Here is a 15,924-nt window from a genome sequence, read left to right on the forward strand (position 1 = left end):
TGGCTTTCAATATGTTATCCTTTAAGTATCAAAAAAAGGAAATGTTCTGTCCGTTGACGTGTCATATCTGTTCAGCCTCCCTTTCCCAGAGGGAGGGGATATTTTATTCAGCTCCCAACTGGCTGGAACCTGGTTTTGGACGAGGCAATGGGTAGTTTTAACTTTTCTATTATCTTTGAGCCCAAGGCAAAATCCCTCCAGAACAGTCACGAGGAATTTGCACAAATGACCATTAAAAAGTCAAAAGAATAGAACACTTTCATTTTTTACTTTCTAAAAGACAAAATATTAAAAGTCAAAATAGCAGAAGTGTTGCATCGCCCTCGTACCTCAGGAGTATCCCATGTCTTTGGCCTCCTCTTCCCGGAACATCTCAGCCCTTCTCGGGAACATGCGCATTCGCTGGCGACTGGCGCTGCTGGTCATTCTCTCCCTGTTGTCCATGGCGATTATCAGCCTGCTTCTGCTGCGCTCGCTTCATACCCAACTGATGGTGGGTCGGGAGGACAAGGTTCACGATCTGGTGGAATCGACCGCCGGCATTCTGAGCCACTTCCACAAACAGGCCGTTCGGGGTGAGATCAGTGCGGAAGAGGCCAAGAGCCGGGCTTTGGCGGTCATCCGGGAGTTGCGTTTCGACAAGGACAACTATTTCTGGATCAATGACATGCAGCCCCGCATGGTCATGCATCCCATCAAGCCGGAGCTGGACGGAAAGGATCTGGGCGACTTCAAGGATCCCGCCGGCAAAAAGTTGTTCATCGCTTTTGTGGAGACCGTGAAGAAACAGGGAGCGGGATTTGTGCCGTATCTCTGGCCCAAGCCGGGCGCCAAGGATCCCGTGGCCAAGATTTCCTACGTGGCGGGTTTCGAACCGTGGGGCTGGATCATCGGGGCGGGAATCTATATCGACGACGTGGAGACCATTTTCTGGCAGGAGGCCCGATATGATCTGATCGACCTGCTGATCGCCATGGTGATTTTGAGTGGTTTGGCCATGGTGATCGGGCGCAGCATCGTGGTGCCGCTGCAGGAGATCGTCGTCCTGTCGGATCGTCTGGCCGAAGGGGATTTGACCGCGACCCACCTTCATTCCAGCAAAGATGAAATCGGGCAGTTGGCCGGGGCTTTCGGACGGATGGCGGATGCATTGCGGGGTTTGATTGCCCAGTTGGTCGGCGAATCGATCCATTTGCAGGAGACCGCTACCGGTTTGAAAGGGGTTTCCCAATCGATCGGCGCCGCATCGGAGCAGTTGAGTCAGCAGAGCCGCACGGTGGCGTCCGCGACCGGGCAACTCAGCACCACCATGCAGAATATTCGTCAGTCGGCTTCGGGCGCCAACGAAAATATGGAGGTGGTGGTAGCCGCCACGGAGCAGTCCCGGGTCAACATGCAGACCATTTCCGCAGCGGCGGAGCAGGCCAGCGTCAACTTGAGCACGGTGGCCTCCGCCACGGAGCAGGCGGACAACTCCATGAATCAGGTGCGTGATGCGGCGGAGCGCACGGCGTCGAATGTCAACACGGTGGCCTCTTCGGTGGAACAGTTGACGGCATCGATTCAGGATGTGCGCACGCGGTGCCAGATGGCCAATGACCAGTCCCAGGCGGCGCGACAGCGTGCGGAGAGCAACTTCCAGATTGTGGAGCAGATGACGGAATCGACCCAGGAGATTGGTCAGGTGGTCAAGGTGATCAACAGCATCGCCTCCCAGACCAACATGCTGGCGTTGAACGCGGCCATCGAGGCGGCGGGTGCGGGGGAGGCGGGACGTGGTTTCGCGGTGGTGGCCAACGAGGTCAAGACCCTGGCCAGTCAAACGGCGGAAGCGACGCAGTTGATCAGCAGCAAGGTGGATGGCATTCGCAAGAATGCACTGCGGGTGACCCATGCGGTTTCCGAGGTGACTCAGGCCATTGATGCCATCAGCCAGGCCAATGGGGAGATTCTGTTCGCGGTGGATGAGCAGAGTCGGGCGACGGAGGAGATCTCCCGGTCGATGGTGGTGGTTTCGGAGGAGACGGGCGAGGTGACGCGGCGGGTGGCGGAATCGACCTCGGGCATGAACGAAATTGCCCGCAGCGTCACGGAGATTTCGCAAGGTATCGGGGAGGTGACGCGAAGTGTGGCGGATGCCTTCATGGGTATCGAGGGGGTGAAGGAGCAGGTGGATCGGGCGGCGTCCGAGACGGACTCCATCGCCCGGTTGGTGGAGGAAGCGAGCGATACCTCGGAGCATATTTCCGGGGAGGCGAATCAGTTGCGGGATGCAGCGGGGGGATTGGAGAAGAGCGGGCATGAGTTGACGGAGCGGGCGAGGGGTCTGGCCAAGGTGTCGGAGACGCTGCAGGTGATCATCTCCCGTTTCAAGGTGTAGGGGAAAAGGTATCTGTTCAGGCATACGGGGGTCCGGAGGGGATAATCTTTCCGCACCCCGTAGAGCCGTAACTTTCTTTCCCTACCCGACATATCGGGAGATATCCACCTCATCCAACTGCTCCGGCAGGAGATAATGCTCCCCGTAACGCCGGTACACTCCCGAAGTCAGAAACAGGTCGAACAAATCGGGATCGATGTGCCGATCCTTCTTGAAGAACGAGAGGATCTTCACCGACTCCGATAAGGTCTTGGCCTTCTTGTAAGGCCGGTCCGAAGCCGTCAACGCCTCGAAAATATCGGCAATGGCCATGATGCGCGACGGTACCGAAAGCCCCTCCAGGGTCAGTTTTCGTGGATAGCCGCTGCCGGTCAACGTTTCGTGATGCGTGCCGGCATACTCCGGAACCCGCCGCAAATGTTTCGGAAACGGCATTTGATCCAGCATCACGATGGTTTGAACGATATGCTCGTTGACCTTGTATCGTTCCTCGTCGGTCAAGGTGCCCCGGGCAATGCGCAGGTTGTACAGTTCGCCGAAATTGTAGAGATTCGGGGGCACGTTGATCTGAAAACCGTACTTCGGATCCAGCGCCACATCCTCTCCACGGGGCAGAAGATGGTGCGGCTTGTCCGCCAGCAGCGTTTCTTCCACCGGCAACGTCGCTCGCGGCATCCGGTCGTAGCGTTTGAGTTCCTCGTGGGAGAGTCCCAAACGATCGTCGAAATGACGCCACCAGGTCTCCCTGGCAATGCGTTCCAATCGTTCCACCTTGCCGGGGTCCATGTATTCGCCACCGATATTGCATTCGGCCACAAAGGCGAAATCTTCCAGCAATTGCTTTTTGCGTACCTCAAATGCCGCTGTCGCCCGTTCGATCGTCTCTCCGGCAGCGATGGCCTGCAGCCGTCCGATCTCGGCATCCCGCAACAGGATCTCGAAGCGGGTGCGAATTTCGTGAATGCGATTGTAGATGGTCTCCAGCTTGGTGGCCTTGTCCACCACATACTCCGGGGTAACCACCTTGCCGCAGTCGTGCAGCCAGGCCCCGACGCGGAATTCCCGCCATTCGTCCTCGGTGACGAAGCGGAAGGAGGCCAGTGGGCCTTCTGAAACCTTGGTGGCCTCTTCGGCCAGCATGACCGCCAATTCCGGAACCCGTTCGCAGTGGCCGCCGGTATAGGGGCTTTTGGCGTCAATGGCGCTGGCGATGATCTTGATCAGCGAATCCATGAGCACTTTCTGGGCTTCGATCAGATTCTGGTTCTCCAGCGCCACGGCGGATTGGGCCGCCAGGGCTTCGACGAAGCCGATCAACTCCTTGGGGAAGGCAATCACCTCGCCGCTGACCGGATCGAGGGCGTTGAGCAGTTGCAACAGTCCGATCACCTCCCCTTCGCGCGGCGAAAGGGGCACGGTCAACATGGAGACGGTACGAAAGCCGGAAGCCTCGCTGAACCGCTTGGTGCCGGAAAGATCGAACCGGGTCTCCCGATAGACGTCGTCGATGATGACGGTCTGATTGTTCAATGCGGCATAGACAACGACAAATTTGTCGTTGGCCTGTCCGGTAACGGGATTGAGCAACGGAATCTCGAAAGCGGGCAAGGGCTCTTCGTTGGTGCGCAAGGCGAAGCTCAGGGTATTCCGTTCCGTTTTGAGAAAGAGGGTGGCGGCGGCGCACTGGGCAATCTCCCGGGCCCCGAAGAGGATGTGGCGCAACAGCACGGTGCGATCCTGCTCCCGGGCGAGTTGAATGCCGTTGGCGACCAGGCGGGCCAGTTTTTCTTCGGCGAGTTTCAGTTCCGAGGTGCGCTGTTTGATGGAGTGTTGCATGACCACCTGGGCTTCACCGAGGGCGTTGATTTCGTAAAGGAACGACTCCGGCTTGTGGGGTTCGGTGGAGAAGTCGAGCTGTTTGAGGCGTTCGGAGTTGCTGGCCAGGGATTGCAGCGACTGTACCACCTGCCGGGAACCGAGCAGGGCCAGGGGCAGCAGGACCAGCAAAATGGCCAGGGAGGCGAACAGCACATCCTGACGGGCTTTGTCGATGGGTTCGGAGAAATCGCTCATGGGCGCCAGGCTGACCACCTGGAAGGCCAAACCACCGATGGGGGGAGAGACATGCCGCGACACCACGAATTTCCGGGTCCGGCTGCCCTCTCCAAGAGAGGTGACCTCGGAGACGCCGGTGGCGCGGGTGGTATGCAGGGATTTCAGGAAGGGATCGTCGATCTTCTCCAAAGGGGTCAAAGCGGTTACCGACACGCCGTCGAAGAGTTTACCGGGGCTGTGAAAAGCCAGCACGCGCCCGTCGCCGTCCAGCATGAGAATGGCGCCGTTCGGCGTCAGGGAGATTTGGGAGAGAAAGGTATTCAGGGAGAACAGACTGATGTCGGTACCCAGTGCGCCGGTGCGCTCCGCAAGGGGGGCGGCCACCGTGAGGCCCAGCTCTCCGGTGGAGGAGAAGAGGTAGGGGGGTGTCACCGCGAGTGTGCCGCTACCGAGGGCGGATTTGTACCACACCCGTTCGGTCGGGGCGTATTTGGCCGGATCCTGCCGTTCCGAAATAAAGCGGCGGTTTTCGTCGTAGAAGCGCCAAGTCTCCTGTCGGCTGGTTTCGTTTTCCCGAAGAATGGTGCGCATGGCGAAAAAAGCGTTGTGCGGGGCTTTCAGAGCGACTTGGATACGAACATCGCCGCGAATGGCGATGACTTGAAAAAATTCGTCATTTTCCAGGCCGAAGTAGTGTGAGTAGAGGGTTGGATCGGCTTCCAGGGAGTTGACGAAGGAGGTGAAGAGCGCCTGGGGGTTGATGTGACCGTGATCGACGAAGTGACTCAGTTCGTCCCGGGTTTGTGTGGTGACGAAGCGGGCGTTGTGGCGCACCATGCCGACGATTTCCCCGACGGCCTGTTGGGCGATGAGGGAGAAGCGCTCCTGGGCGTTTTCCTCGGACATGTTGGTGAATTTGCCGAAGACGGTGACCAGGAAGATGGATGATAACAAAATTACAAGAGAGGTTGTTGTAACAATCACCCAGTTTTGAAAACGCATCTTCATTTTCTTCATCCTGGTTTTTTCGTCGGCGAGATATAATAAATTATTTTGATTTTCAATATTTTATCTTTTAAGTATCAAAAAAAGGAAATGTTCTGTCCGTTGACTTTTCCTCAGTCAAAAGAACAAATTGCAAAACGGCGAAGCAATGGGTCTTGATTAGCTAAACGAATAAAAAAAGAAACGTCAAAGGACAGAACATTTCCTTTTTTTGATACTTAAAAGATAAAATATTGAAAGTCAAAAGATCAAAAGCATAACCCGGCAGGACCTCGGGAGTTTTGCAACTCCTTCCTGCATGATCGGACGGTGTTCAATCGGAATCCCGGCTGTCTTTCATCAGTCGCTGTTTCTCCATCTGCCAGTCTCTCTCGCGGATGGTATCCCGCTTGTCGTGAAGCTTTTTGCCCCGCCCGATGCCGACCTCAATCTTGACCTTGCCGTTTTTCCAGTAGGCTTTGAGGGGAATGAGCGTCAACCCCTTTTCCCGGGTGACGCCGATGAGACGGCGCAGCTCGTGCCGATGCACCAGGAGCTTGCGGGACCGGACCGGATCATGGTTGAAAATGTTGCCGTGACTGTAGACGGGAATGTTGGCGTTGAAGAGGAACAGCTCACCCCCTTGCAGGATGCCGTAAGACTCGTTGAGATTGAGCTTTCCGGCGCGGATGGTTTTCACCTCGGTGCCGGAGAGCATGACGCCGGCTTCGAAGGATTCCAGGATCTCGTAGTTGAAATGGGCTTTTCGATTGGTGGCGATGACGCCGGACATGGGTATTCTCCACTACTGCAAGGTGCGCAGGAAACCGATCAACCCCAGGCGGCGTTTTTCCGCCTTCACCCCGGTAAAGAGCATGCGGGTGCCGGCAACCATACCCGGAGGATCTTCCAGGAAAAGGGAGAGGGAACGTTCGTTCCAAACCAGATCGGAAGGCAGACGACGCATGGCTTCCGAATAACAGAATCCCGGTGAACTGGCCACCGCTCGGCCCCACACCCCCCACAAAGGGGGGCCGATGAGGATTTTGCGCTGGGAGGTGAGATCGTGGCAGGCGGTGCATTTGCGGGCCTCCTCCTGTCCGGCGCTCACCCGCTCGGGATCGATGGCCCGGGTGGGATGGCCTTCGGCGGATTCGCGCAGCCGCAAGGCCAACCGGCTGACCGCCGGGGGTTTGCCCAAGGTGGAGAGATAGGCGATCACCTGGGGGCGTTCCGCCGGGCCGAGGGAGGCGTTGAAGCTCATATGGGTTCCCGGCACGACTTTGGAAGGCGAAGTGAGAAAGGCCTCCAGGGTTTCACCGTTCCAGATCAGGCACGCCCGACTTTTGGCCCGCATGCCTTCGGAATAGGAATAGTGGGGTACGGTACCCGCCTGCCGCTGCCAAACGCCGACCAGAGAGGGACCGGCCAGTCCCTGCCGGGTTTTGCCATCCAGATGGTGACAGGCCCGGCAGGCCTCGGCGAGCAGCTTGCCCCGCGCGACCTCCGCGGCGGTGCCGGCCAGGGCGGGTTCGGCAAGCCACAGCGCACCCGCCGACAGCAGGAGGTTCCGGAGCAGGCGGTTAGGGAAAAGGTCAGGCATGCCCCTCCGGGAGAAGGCCGAGTCGCGCCATGGCCTGACGCAGGGCTTCCCGACGGCCCTCGGAAAGAGGGGTCAGCGGGAGGCGGATCTCGGGAGTACACAGCCCCCGCAGAACTGCCGCCGCTTTGACGGGAATCGGATTGGTTTCGCAGAACATCAGGGCGTGCAGCGGCAAGAGGGCCTCGTGTTCCTGTCGGGCGCCGAACAGGTCTCCGGCCTGCCAGCGTTCCCACAGTTTGACCATGCGGTGGGGAGCCACGTTGGAAGTGACCGAGATCACCCCGTGGCCGCCGATGGCCAGGAAGGGCAGGAAGGTGCCGTCATCGCCGGAAAGCAGGGTGAAGCTGTCCCCGCAGGCGGCGTGCAGGCGCGCGGCCCGTTCCAGATCGGCGGTGGCCTCCTTGATGCCCACCACCTGGGGCAGATGAACCAGACGCAGCACGGTTTCGGCCTTCATGTCCACGGCGGTGCGTCCCGGCACGTTGTAAAGCACCAGCGGCAGGTCCACGGAGCGGGCGATGGTTTCGTAGTGGGCCACCAGACCATCGGGGGTGGGTTTGTTGTAATAAGGGGTGATCAACAGGGCCCCGTTGGCGCCCACGCTTTTGGCGTAGCGTGTCAACTCCACCGATTCCCGCGTACAATTCGATCCGGTTCCGGCCAGCACCGGTACGCGACCCCCGACCAGCTCCACCACCCGGCGAATGACTTCGCGGTGTTCGTCGTGGCTCAAGGTGGCCGATTCGCCGGTGGTGCCGCAGGGTACCAGGCCGTGTATGCCGTTGGCGATTTGAAATTCCACCAGGCCGGCCAAAGCGACCTGGTCGATCTCGCCATCCCGGAAGGGGGTGATCAGTGCGGTGAAGACGCCTTTGAACATGGCTTGTTCCTTCATGACGGGTGCAATGGACGCAACGAGCCCTTGATCAAGCAAGCTAGCGGAATCACTGCCACATCTCAACCCGTTTTGAGCGTTGCGGGTGGGATTAACGCCCGGCATCGATTTTCCCCGGAAAAGGGGTTACTCTCGTGACCAGCTGTGGTATCTTTTGACTTTCAATATGTTATCTTTTAAGTATCAAAAAAAGAAAATGTTCTATCTTTTGACGTTGATTTTAAAAAAGTATTTTAATTAGATGATGATAATTAAAATTAATTCGTCCCGAATCTTGCAAACCTGAATATTGGTCGGCCTGGATCGTCCAAGTAGAAATAAAAGATGAAAAGTCAAAGGACAGAACATTTTCTTTTTTTGATTTTTAAAGGATTGAATATTAAAAGGAAACAGAATGGAAAGGATGTCAATACCGCAAACCGTGGTGGCCGAAGCCCGGGAAAAGCTGCTGGCGGGTGGCTGGCGGGAAGAGAATCCGGCCCTGGTGGTCTGGGGCCAGGGACAACGGCTCTTTGCCATGGACCACCGGGGGGTCGTCGCGGTGTGGCCGGTCAGCACCGCCCGGACCGGTTTCGGCAATCGGGAAAACAGCGGCTGCACCCCGCCCGGCCTGCATCGCATTCACGCCTGTTATGGGGAGGGCCAACCTTTGGGTGCGGTGTTCAAAAGCCGTCAACCCACGGGAGAGGTGGTGCCGGAGAGCAGGGAAGCGCCAAGAGACCTGATCACCACCCGCATCCTCTGGCTGGAAGGGCTGGAGGAGGGTTGCAACCGGGGCCCGGGCATCGACAGCCGGGAACGCTACATCTACATCCACGGCACCGACGACGTGGCACGCCTGGGGCAGCCGGTCTCCGCCGGATGCGTGCGCATGCACCCCGAACACATTGCCGCCTTGTACGAACAGGTGGATACCGCTACCCTGGTCCTGATCCTGTCGGCGGAGAATGCCCAACCTACGAGTCGTAAAGATCTTCGCAATGGACAACCTGTTGAAAACGTGGACCTTGCGCCTGGCTGATCCGCACATTTCCGGACTTCTGGCGGCGTTGACCATCGGCACCCTGGTCGTGGTGGGACTGGGACCGGCCATCGGCCCCTTTCTGACCGCGCTGGTGGTGGCCTATCTCCTGGAAGGGCTGATCCGCCCCCTGACACGCATCCGTGTTCCCCGCATCCTGGCGGTATTCGTGGTCTTCAGCCTGTTCATCCTGCTGTTGCTGCTCTTCTTTCTGGTACTGATGCCGACGTTGGCGCAACAGATTTCCCAGTTGATCGATGAAGTGCCCCGCATCAATCGCACCCTGCAGGAGATTCTGGTGCGCTTTTCGGCCTATGCGGCAGGATTGGTCAATCCGGCCATGGTGGAAAATCTCCTGTTGCGCCTGGTGGAGGCCTCCCAGAATCTGCTGGCCAGTACCGTCACCTACCTGCTGCACGGTTTGCCGGGACTGTTTTCCATTTTGATCTATCTCTTTCTGGTGCCTTTTCTGGTCTTCTTCTTCCTCAAGGACAAGGAGGCGATGCTGGTGGCGGTGCAGCGTTTTCTGCCCCGAAACCGCACGCTGCTCATCCGGGTCATGCGGGATGTGGATGCCGGAACCGGCGGCTATATTCGCGGCAAGGTCTGGGAAACCCTTTTGCTGGGGCTGGTGACCTACATCGTCTTCGCCTTGATGAACTTCCAGTATGCCATGCTGCTGGCCATTCTCACCGGACTCTCCGCCCTGATCCCCTTTCTGGGGGTGATGGTGGTGATCATCCCGGTGGCGGTGCTGGGGGTGGTGCAGTGGGGCCTGACCTTCGAGGCGGTCAAGCCGCTGATCGCCTACAGCATCCTGCAACTGGTGGACGGCAATATCGTGGCCCCCCTGATCCTGGGCGAGGCGGTGAAGATCCATCCCGTGACCATTATCCTGGCGGTGCTGGTTTTCGGTTATCTGGCGGGCCTGCTGGGGGTCTTTTTCGCGGTGCCCCTGGCCATCCTGGTGAGAAGCGTCTTCGAGGTGCTGCGCAACCCGGATCCCCGGACCGGTCCATGACCCGCCGGGAACACGCCATCGGCCTTCTGCAAGCCTTTTTCCGCCAGCCGGGACCACTTGACCTCTCCCTGGCGGCCTACTTTCGCGCCCATCCCGAACTGGGAGTGCGGGATCGCCGCGTGGTGCGCACCCTCTGCTACGCCGTGGTGCGTCACCGCTGCCTCCTGGAAGAGGAGGGGGGCGTGGAACCCGCCGGGCAACTGGCGGCCCTGGTTGGTCTGCAAGGTGGGGAACCCGACGGCGCGCCCGGTGAGGAGGAGGCCTGTCTGGCCGACCTGCAACGCCGGGCCTCGACCTTGCCGACGCCCTGGCAACGCCACAGCCTGCCCTCCTGGCTTTGGCAGCGGCTGGCCGGAGACCGGGACGAGGCACAGGCCGAAGCCCTGGCGACCTTTCTCAACGGTACGGCTCCCCTCGATCTGCGTCCCAGCAGGCGACGCCACACCCGCCAAACCTGGCTGGAGCGGTGGCAGGAGGCCGGGTTCGACTGCCGGGCCACCCCCTGGTCCCCGTGGGGTTTGCGTTTTCCCCAGCCGGTCTCGCTGGAAGGGCATGCGCTCTTCGCGGAGGGGGCTTGCGAAGTCCAGGACGAAGGCAGTCAACTGATCGTGCCCCTGCTGAATCCCCAATCCGGTCAGCTCCTGGTCGATCTCTGCGCCGGAGCGGGGGGCAAAAGCCTGCAGATGGCCGATCTCCTCGACAACCGGGGCGAGGTGATCGCCTGCGATACCGCCCTCAACCGGTTGCAACGCCTGCCTCCCAGGGCCAGGAAATCGGGTCTTTCGATTATTCACCTCTTGCCTCTGCGCCACGAACGCGATAAAAAATTACTGAAACTTGCGCAAAAAGCGGATGGGGTATTGGTGGATGCCCCCTGCTCGGCCTCCGGCACCTGGCGACGCCATCCCGATCTCAAATGGCGGGCGGATCCGGGGGAGATGGCGGTGTTTCCCCTGCGCCAGGGAGCGCTTCTGGCGGCGGGGGCTCAGTTGGTCCGACCCGGAGGTCGTCTGGTCTACGCCACCTGCTCGGTGTTTGCAGAGGAAAACGAAAAGGTGGTATCCTCCTTTCTTGCCGATTATCCGGAATTTTCTCTGGTTTCCGTAACGAAGACACTGGCTGGCTTCGGGATTGTGTCGTTGCCGAATGGGGAACCCTTCCTTCGGATGGTTCCTCATGTTACCAATACGGATGGATTTTTTGCTGCACTTCTGATGCGTGCTTCAACAAGGAATCGCAATCGATGAACACCATCAAACGCGCTCTGGTCAGCGTTTCCGACAAGACCGGCCTGCCAAAATTCTGTCAGGGACTCGCCTCCCTGGATGTCAAGATCGTCTCGACCGGTGGTACTGCGGAGCTGTTGAAAAAACACGGCATTCCCGTCATGCAGATTTCGGAGCTGACCGGTTTTCCCGAAATGCTCGACGGACGGGTGAAGACGCTGCATCCCAAAGTACACGGGGGCATCCTGAGCGTGCGGGACAATCCCAAACATCAGGTTCACATGAAGATCCACGGCATTCGCCCCATCGATATGGTGGTGGTGAATCTCTATCCCTTCGAGAAGACCGTGGCCGATCCCCAGTGCGTATTGGAACTGGCCATCGAGAACATCGATATCGGCGGTCCCTCCATGTTGCGCTCCGCCGCCAAGAACTACCGCTTCGTCTCCGCCGTGACCGATCCGGAGGATTACGATCGTATTCTGGAAGAGATGCGGCTGAACTGCGGTGCCATGTCCGAAAGCACCAACGCCTACCTGGCGCGCAAAGCCTTCACCCGCACGGCGGCCTACGACGCGGCCATCAGCAACTGGCTCTGCTCCCTGGACGAAAACGGTACCCCGGATCTCTTTCCCAGCAGCGTCACGCTGCAGTTTCGCAAATCCCAGGAGATGCGTTACGGGGAGAATCCCCATCAGCGCGCCGCGTTCTATGTGCAACCCAAAGCCTCGGGCTCGGTGGTGGCCGGGGCCAAACAGCTGCAGGGCAAAGAGCTCTCCTTCAACAACATCAACGACGCCAACGGCGCTCTGGAGCTGGTCAAGGAGTTCTCGGAAGCCGCGGTGGTGATCGTCAAACACACCAATCCCTGCGGTGTGGCCCAGAACCCGGACATCCTGGAAGCCTATCGTCGCGCCAGGGCGGCGGATCCGGTTTCGGCTTTCGGCGGTATCATCGCCTGCAATCGGGAGATCACCGGTGCGGTGGCCCGGGAGATTTCCAGCACCTTCGTGGAGGCGGTCATCGCCCCGGGTTTCGATGCGGAAGCCTTGGAAGTCCTGGGCGCCAAGAAGAATCTGCGCCTCTTGCAGCTTTCGGGAACGGTGGGACCGGACGAAGCGGTGCCTCCGGGTCTGGAGGGATTCGATTTCAAACGGGTGGCGGGGGGACTGCTGATTCAGGAGGCGGATCGCCATGTGCTGGACCCCGCCTCCCTGCGGCTGGTCACCCGCCGGGAACCGACACCGGAAGAGTTGCAGGATCTCCTGTTCGCCTGGAAGGTGACCAAGCACGTCAAATCGAACGCCATCGTCTACGCCAGGGAGTGTTGTACCGTGGGGGTGGGCGCCGGTCAGATGAGCCGGGTGGATGCCTCGCGCATTGCGGTTTGGAAGGCCCAGGAAATCGCCCGGGAAGCCGGTCGCACGGACAACCCCGTTCTTGGTTCGGTTCTTGCATCGGATGCATTCTTTCCCTTCCGGGATGGGGTGGACGCCGCCGCCGAAGCGGGGGCCAAAGCCATCATCCAACCCGGCGGATCGGTGCGGGACGAGGAAGTCATTCTCGCCGCCGACAGCCATGGCATGGCCATGGTGTTTACCGGAGTGCGTCACTTCCGGCACTGACTGTTCATGCAAAGGTGGCCTCAATGAAACGCATCACCATCGCTTCTCTGCTGGTGTTCCTGTTGGCTCCCGTCATGGGGGTGCAGGGAGACGAAGCCGGTTATCGCACCTGGGAAAAGGGCCTCAAGTCCCGGTCCGACCTCTCCACCCGGGCGGCCAAAGGAGAAGCCTATCCCCAGATCGAACGGGGCTACTGCTATATAACCGGCAAGGGGGGCTGCATCCGGCAGTTGGCCAGTGGTACGGATCTCTGGATGAAAGCCCTGCGTCAAGGGGAACACTGGATCATCAATGACCTGATCCTTTCCCTGGCGGAAGAGAGCCCCAGCGGAAAAAAGGATCCGGGGATTCCCTGGATGCGCGACTGGAAACCCCTGTGCGAAGCGGCCGGCTATGCCAAGGAACATCAGCTCGAAAGCCTCATGGGCGGAACGCAGAAAAGCTATGCCGCCTTGTGCTTCCTGGCAGGCAAGTTTGTGGAACGGGATGAAGAGTACGGTGTGCAGTTGCTGGAGATGGCCCACACCGACAACGGCCTGACCGATGCCGGTGAGATCCTCGCCGATATCTTTGCCAAGGGTCGCTACGGTATCGCGGTCAATCGGGCGCGGTCGGCTTCCTACCGGCAGACGCCTTCTCACTGATCCCTCCGTCTGTCCCCACGTTTCAGCCCAGGCGCTCCGTTTACGGGGCGCCTTTGCTTTTTTCTCTGCCTCCATCCGGGAACTTTCCTTCTCACGCTGTCTCTAACCGCCAATGTACCCCGAAAGGTTGGAAAATTTTGGCTATCCACGTTTCCCGTAAAAGGAGGGAGTGAATGAAAGCAAATGTTGGAAATCTGGATCGTGGCCTCCGCATCTTGATTGGGGTTGTTATTCTGCCCCAGGCGTTCATCGGTTTGCAGACTCCTTGGGCCTGGTTGGGTCTTATCCCGCTGTTGACAGGATTCATCCGCTTTTGTCCCATCTATCCCCTGGTTGGCCTCAATACCTGCTCCACCGAAGACACCAGCCGCTGAGGGTTTTCTCGTATCGATACACAGGCCTCGACGTGCGGAGGGGGTTGGGAGGAGTCGCTCCTTCCAACCCCCTTTTCTTTGCCACGCCGGTTTCGCAAAATATCCCGGAGATGCCTGGATCCTGGATTCTTGAGCGGAATTTAGCCATGCTGGTATCGCGGGGAAACGCTTCGACATCAGGGCCTGTTAACCATCACCCTCTTTTGGCCCCTGGCGGCGTTGCAATCCGGTTCGGAATGCTCATGCCGGAGAACTGCACTCCGCTTCCTCACCGTCTTGCGCCTTGCCAGGAACCAAAATCTGGCGATTGTTAACACGCTCTAACGGGCGAAAAGGATGTGACATGGGCATGAAGATTTTGCTGGTGGGAAGTGGCGGGCGTGAACACGCCCTGGCCTGGAAGATTGCCCGTTCTCCCCTGGTGGAGCGTCTGTGGTGTGCCCCGGGCAACGCCGGCATGGCTCGGGAGGGCAAATGTGTCTCCATTCAGGCGGATGATGTGGATGCCCTGGTGCGTTTCGCCAGGGAGAAGCAGATCGATCTGGTGGTGGTGGGGCCGGAAGTATCCCTGGTGCTGGGCCTGGTGGATGCCCTGAATGCGGTCGGCATCGCCGCCTTCGGTCCGAGTCGGGCGGCGGCGGAGATCGAGGGCTCCAAGGTCTTCATGAAACAGGTGTTGAACAAGGCGGGCATTCTGACGGCGGGTCACGGGGTATTCACCGACATTCAGGCGGCCCGGGCCTATGTGCAGGGGCAGGGAGCGCCCATCGTGATCAAGGCATCGGGTCTGGCGGCGGGCAAGGGGGTGACGGTTTGCCACTCCCTGCCGATGGCCATGGAGACCCTGAACCGCATCATGGTGCAGCGGGAGTTGGGCAGCGCCGGCGAAACCGTGGTGGTCGAGGAGTATCTGGAAGGGGAGGAGGCCTCTTTCCTCGTTCTGGTGGATGGCAAGAACGTCATTCCCCTGGCCGGTTGCCAGGACCATAAAGCACTGGGAGAGGGGGACACCGGTCCCAACACCGGCGGCATGGGGGCCTACTCCCCGGCGCCGGTGTTGAGTCAGCGCCTGACCCAGCGGGTTCTCGATCAGATCATCGAACCCACGGTGGCCACCCTGGCCGCCATGGGGCGTCCCTATCGCGGGGTGCTGTATGCGGGACTGATGATCGACGGATCGCGGATTCAGGTGTTGGAGTACAACGCCCGCTTCGGAGATCCGGAGACCCAGCCTCTCATGATGCGGATGAAGTCCGATCTGGTGCCGCTGATGATGGCGGCTTCCGGCGGTTCGCTGGCGGATTGCGCCATCGAGTGGGATCCGCGCACGGCGTTGTGCGTGGTGATGGCCTCCGGGGGGTATCCCATGTCGTATCGCAAGGGGTTGCCGATTTCCGGTTTGGATACGGTGGCCAATCTGGAGGATGTGCAGGTTTTTCATGCCGGCACCGCCCAGAAGGGTCAGACGCTGGTTACCGACGGCGGGCGGGTGCTGGGGGTGACGGCCCTGGGCGAAAACGCCACGGCGGCGCGGCAACGGGCTTACGAGGCGGTACGTCTCATTCGTTGGGAAGAGGCCTATTACCGGCGGGATATCGGTTATCGGGCGGTGGCGCGGGAAGCGGAAGAGGAGTATCCGGACCAGGCCTGAGAAATCAATACGGGGGTCCGGGGGATCCCCCCCGGCGGGGTTCGGGGCAGCGCCCCGAGGTGTTGACGTTGACGTAGCGGGTCGAAGCCCTGAAGAAAAGCGCACCAACCCGATCTCCCGCACGATCTTGGTAAATGCTTCGACCCGCCGGAGGGGGCAAGGGGAGGGCCTCATCCTCCCCATCCTTTTTGGACGTGCCCATTCCGCCTTGGTTCGGGTTTGCTTCGAGAGTCATTCTTTTGTTCGAATGGCCCCGGCTTCGTCTTGTTGGTGCGTTCAAGGATGGGGAGGATGAGACCCTCCCCTTGCCCCCTCCGGGCGGGTCGAAGAGGTAACAGGGTTTGGCAGCAGTTCGGAGTTGGTCATTTCACTTTAAAGCTTCGACCCGCCAAGGCCACGTCAACACCTCGGGGCGCTGCCCCGAACCCCGCCGGGGGGGATAATC

The 15,924-nt window shown here is 59.5% G+C and carries 12 protein-coding genes; 8 read left to right on the forward strand and 4 right to left on the reverse strand.

The window, feature by feature from the left end; genetic code table 11:
• Window positions 1-343 precede the first annotated feature (343 nt).
• Window positions 344-2,380 carry a cache domain-containing protein gene (locus tag HQL56_02090; protein MBF0308305.1) on the forward strand — a complete coding sequence of 679 codons (2,037 nt, stop codon included), beginning with the start codon at window positions 344-346 and terminating at the stop codon, window positions 2,378-2,380.
• A gap of 81 nt (window positions 2,381-2,461) precedes the next feature.
• Here the strand turns inward: HQL56_02090 and HQL56_02095 are convergent, their stop codons facing one another.
• From HQL56_02095 to HQL56_02110, 4 genes are all read right to left on the reverse strand, one after another.
• Window positions 2,462-5,443 carry a GAF domain-containing protein gene (locus tag HQL56_02095; GenBank protein ID MBF0308306.1) on the reverse strand — a complete coding sequence of 994 codons (2,982 nt, stop codon included), beginning with the start codon at window positions 5,441-5,443 and terminating at the stop codon, window positions 2,462-2,464.
• Between the two features lie 310 nt (window positions 5,444-5,753).
• The gene (smpB, locus tag HQL56_02100; GenBank protein MBF0308307.1) at window positions 5,754-6,212 is read right to left on the reverse strand and encodes an SsrA-binding protein SmpB; all 459 of its coding nucleotides are present in this window, start codon (window positions 6,210-6,212) and stop codon (window positions 5,754-5,756) included.
• A 12-nt stretch (window positions 6,213-6,224) separates the two neighbouring features.
• The gene (locus HQL56_02105) at window positions 6,225-7,022 is read right to left on the reverse strand and encodes a c-type cytochrome (GenBank protein ID MBF0308308.1); all 798 of its coding nucleotides are present in this window, start codon (window positions 7,020-7,022) and stop codon (window positions 6,225-6,227) included.
• A complete protein-coding gene (locus HQL56_02110) occupies window positions 7,015-7,902 on the reverse strand; it encodes a 4-hydroxy-tetrahydrodipicolinate synthase (GenBank protein MBF0308309.1) in 888 nt (295 codons plus the stop codon). Before HQL56_02110 ends, HQL56_02105 begins: the two co-directional genes overlap by 8 nt.
• Before the next feature lie 418 nt (window positions 7,903-8,320).
• Between HQL56_02110 and HQL56_02115 the strand changes: the two genes are divergently transcribed.
• The 7 genes from HQL56_02115 to purD all read left to right on the forward strand — a co-directional run bounded on the left by HQL56_02115 (window position 8,321) and on the right by purD (window position 15,479).
• Complete coding sequence (locus tag HQL56_02115) at window positions 8,321-8,938, forward strand: L,D-transpeptidase (GenBank protein ID MBF0308310.1); 618 nt, start codon at window positions 8,321-8,323, stop codon at window positions 8,936-8,938.
• Window positions 8,910-9,959: an AI-2E family transporter gene (locus HQL56_02120; protein MBF0308311.1), complete on the forward strand. Its 1,050-nt coding sequence runs from the start codon at window positions 8,910-8,912 to the stop codon at window positions 9,957-9,959. Before HQL56_02115 ends, HQL56_02120 begins: the two co-directional genes overlap by 29 nt.
• A complete protein-coding gene (locus HQL56_02125; GenBank protein ID MBF0308312.1) occupies window positions 9,956-11,206 on the forward strand; it encodes an RsmB/NOP family class I SAM-dependent RNA methyltransferase in 1,251 nt (416 codons plus the stop codon). The genes HQL56_02120 and HQL56_02125 overlap by 4 nt, the downstream gene beginning before the upstream one ends.
• Window positions 11,203-12,810: a bifunctional phosphoribosylaminoimidazolecarboxamide formyltransferase/IMP cyclohydrolase gene (gene purH / locus HQL56_02130; protein ID MBF0308313.1), complete on the forward strand. Its 1,608-nt coding sequence runs from the start codon at window positions 11,203-11,205 to the stop codon at window positions 12,808-12,810. The genes HQL56_02125 and purH overlap by 4 nt, the downstream gene beginning before the upstream one ends.
• 23 nt (window positions 12,811-12,833) lie before the next feature.
• Complete coding sequence (locus HQL56_02135) at window positions 12,834-13,454, forward strand: hypothetical protein (protein ID MBF0308314.1); 621 nt, start codon at window positions 12,834-12,836, stop codon at window positions 13,452-13,454.
• A gap of 173 nt (window positions 13,455-13,627) precedes the next feature.
• A complete protein-coding gene (locus HQL56_02140; GenBank protein MBF0308315.1) occupies window positions 13,628-13,828 on the forward strand; it encodes a DUF2892 domain-containing protein in 201 nt (66 codons plus the stop codon).
• Window positions 13,829-14,177: 349 nt separating this feature from the next.
• The gene (gene purD / locus HQL56_02145) at window positions 14,178-15,479 is read left to right on the forward strand and encodes a phosphoribosylamine--glycine ligase (GenBank protein ID MBF0308316.1); all 1,302 of its coding nucleotides are present in this window, start codon (window positions 14,178-14,180) and stop codon (window positions 15,477-15,479) included.
• Window positions 15,480-15,924: the final 445 nt, after the last annotated feature.

The sequence above is a fragment of the Magnetococcales bacterium genome (assembly GCA_015231925.1).
Lineage (GTDB): Bacteria > Pseudomonadota > Magnetococcia > Magnetococcales > JADGAQ01 > JADGAQ01.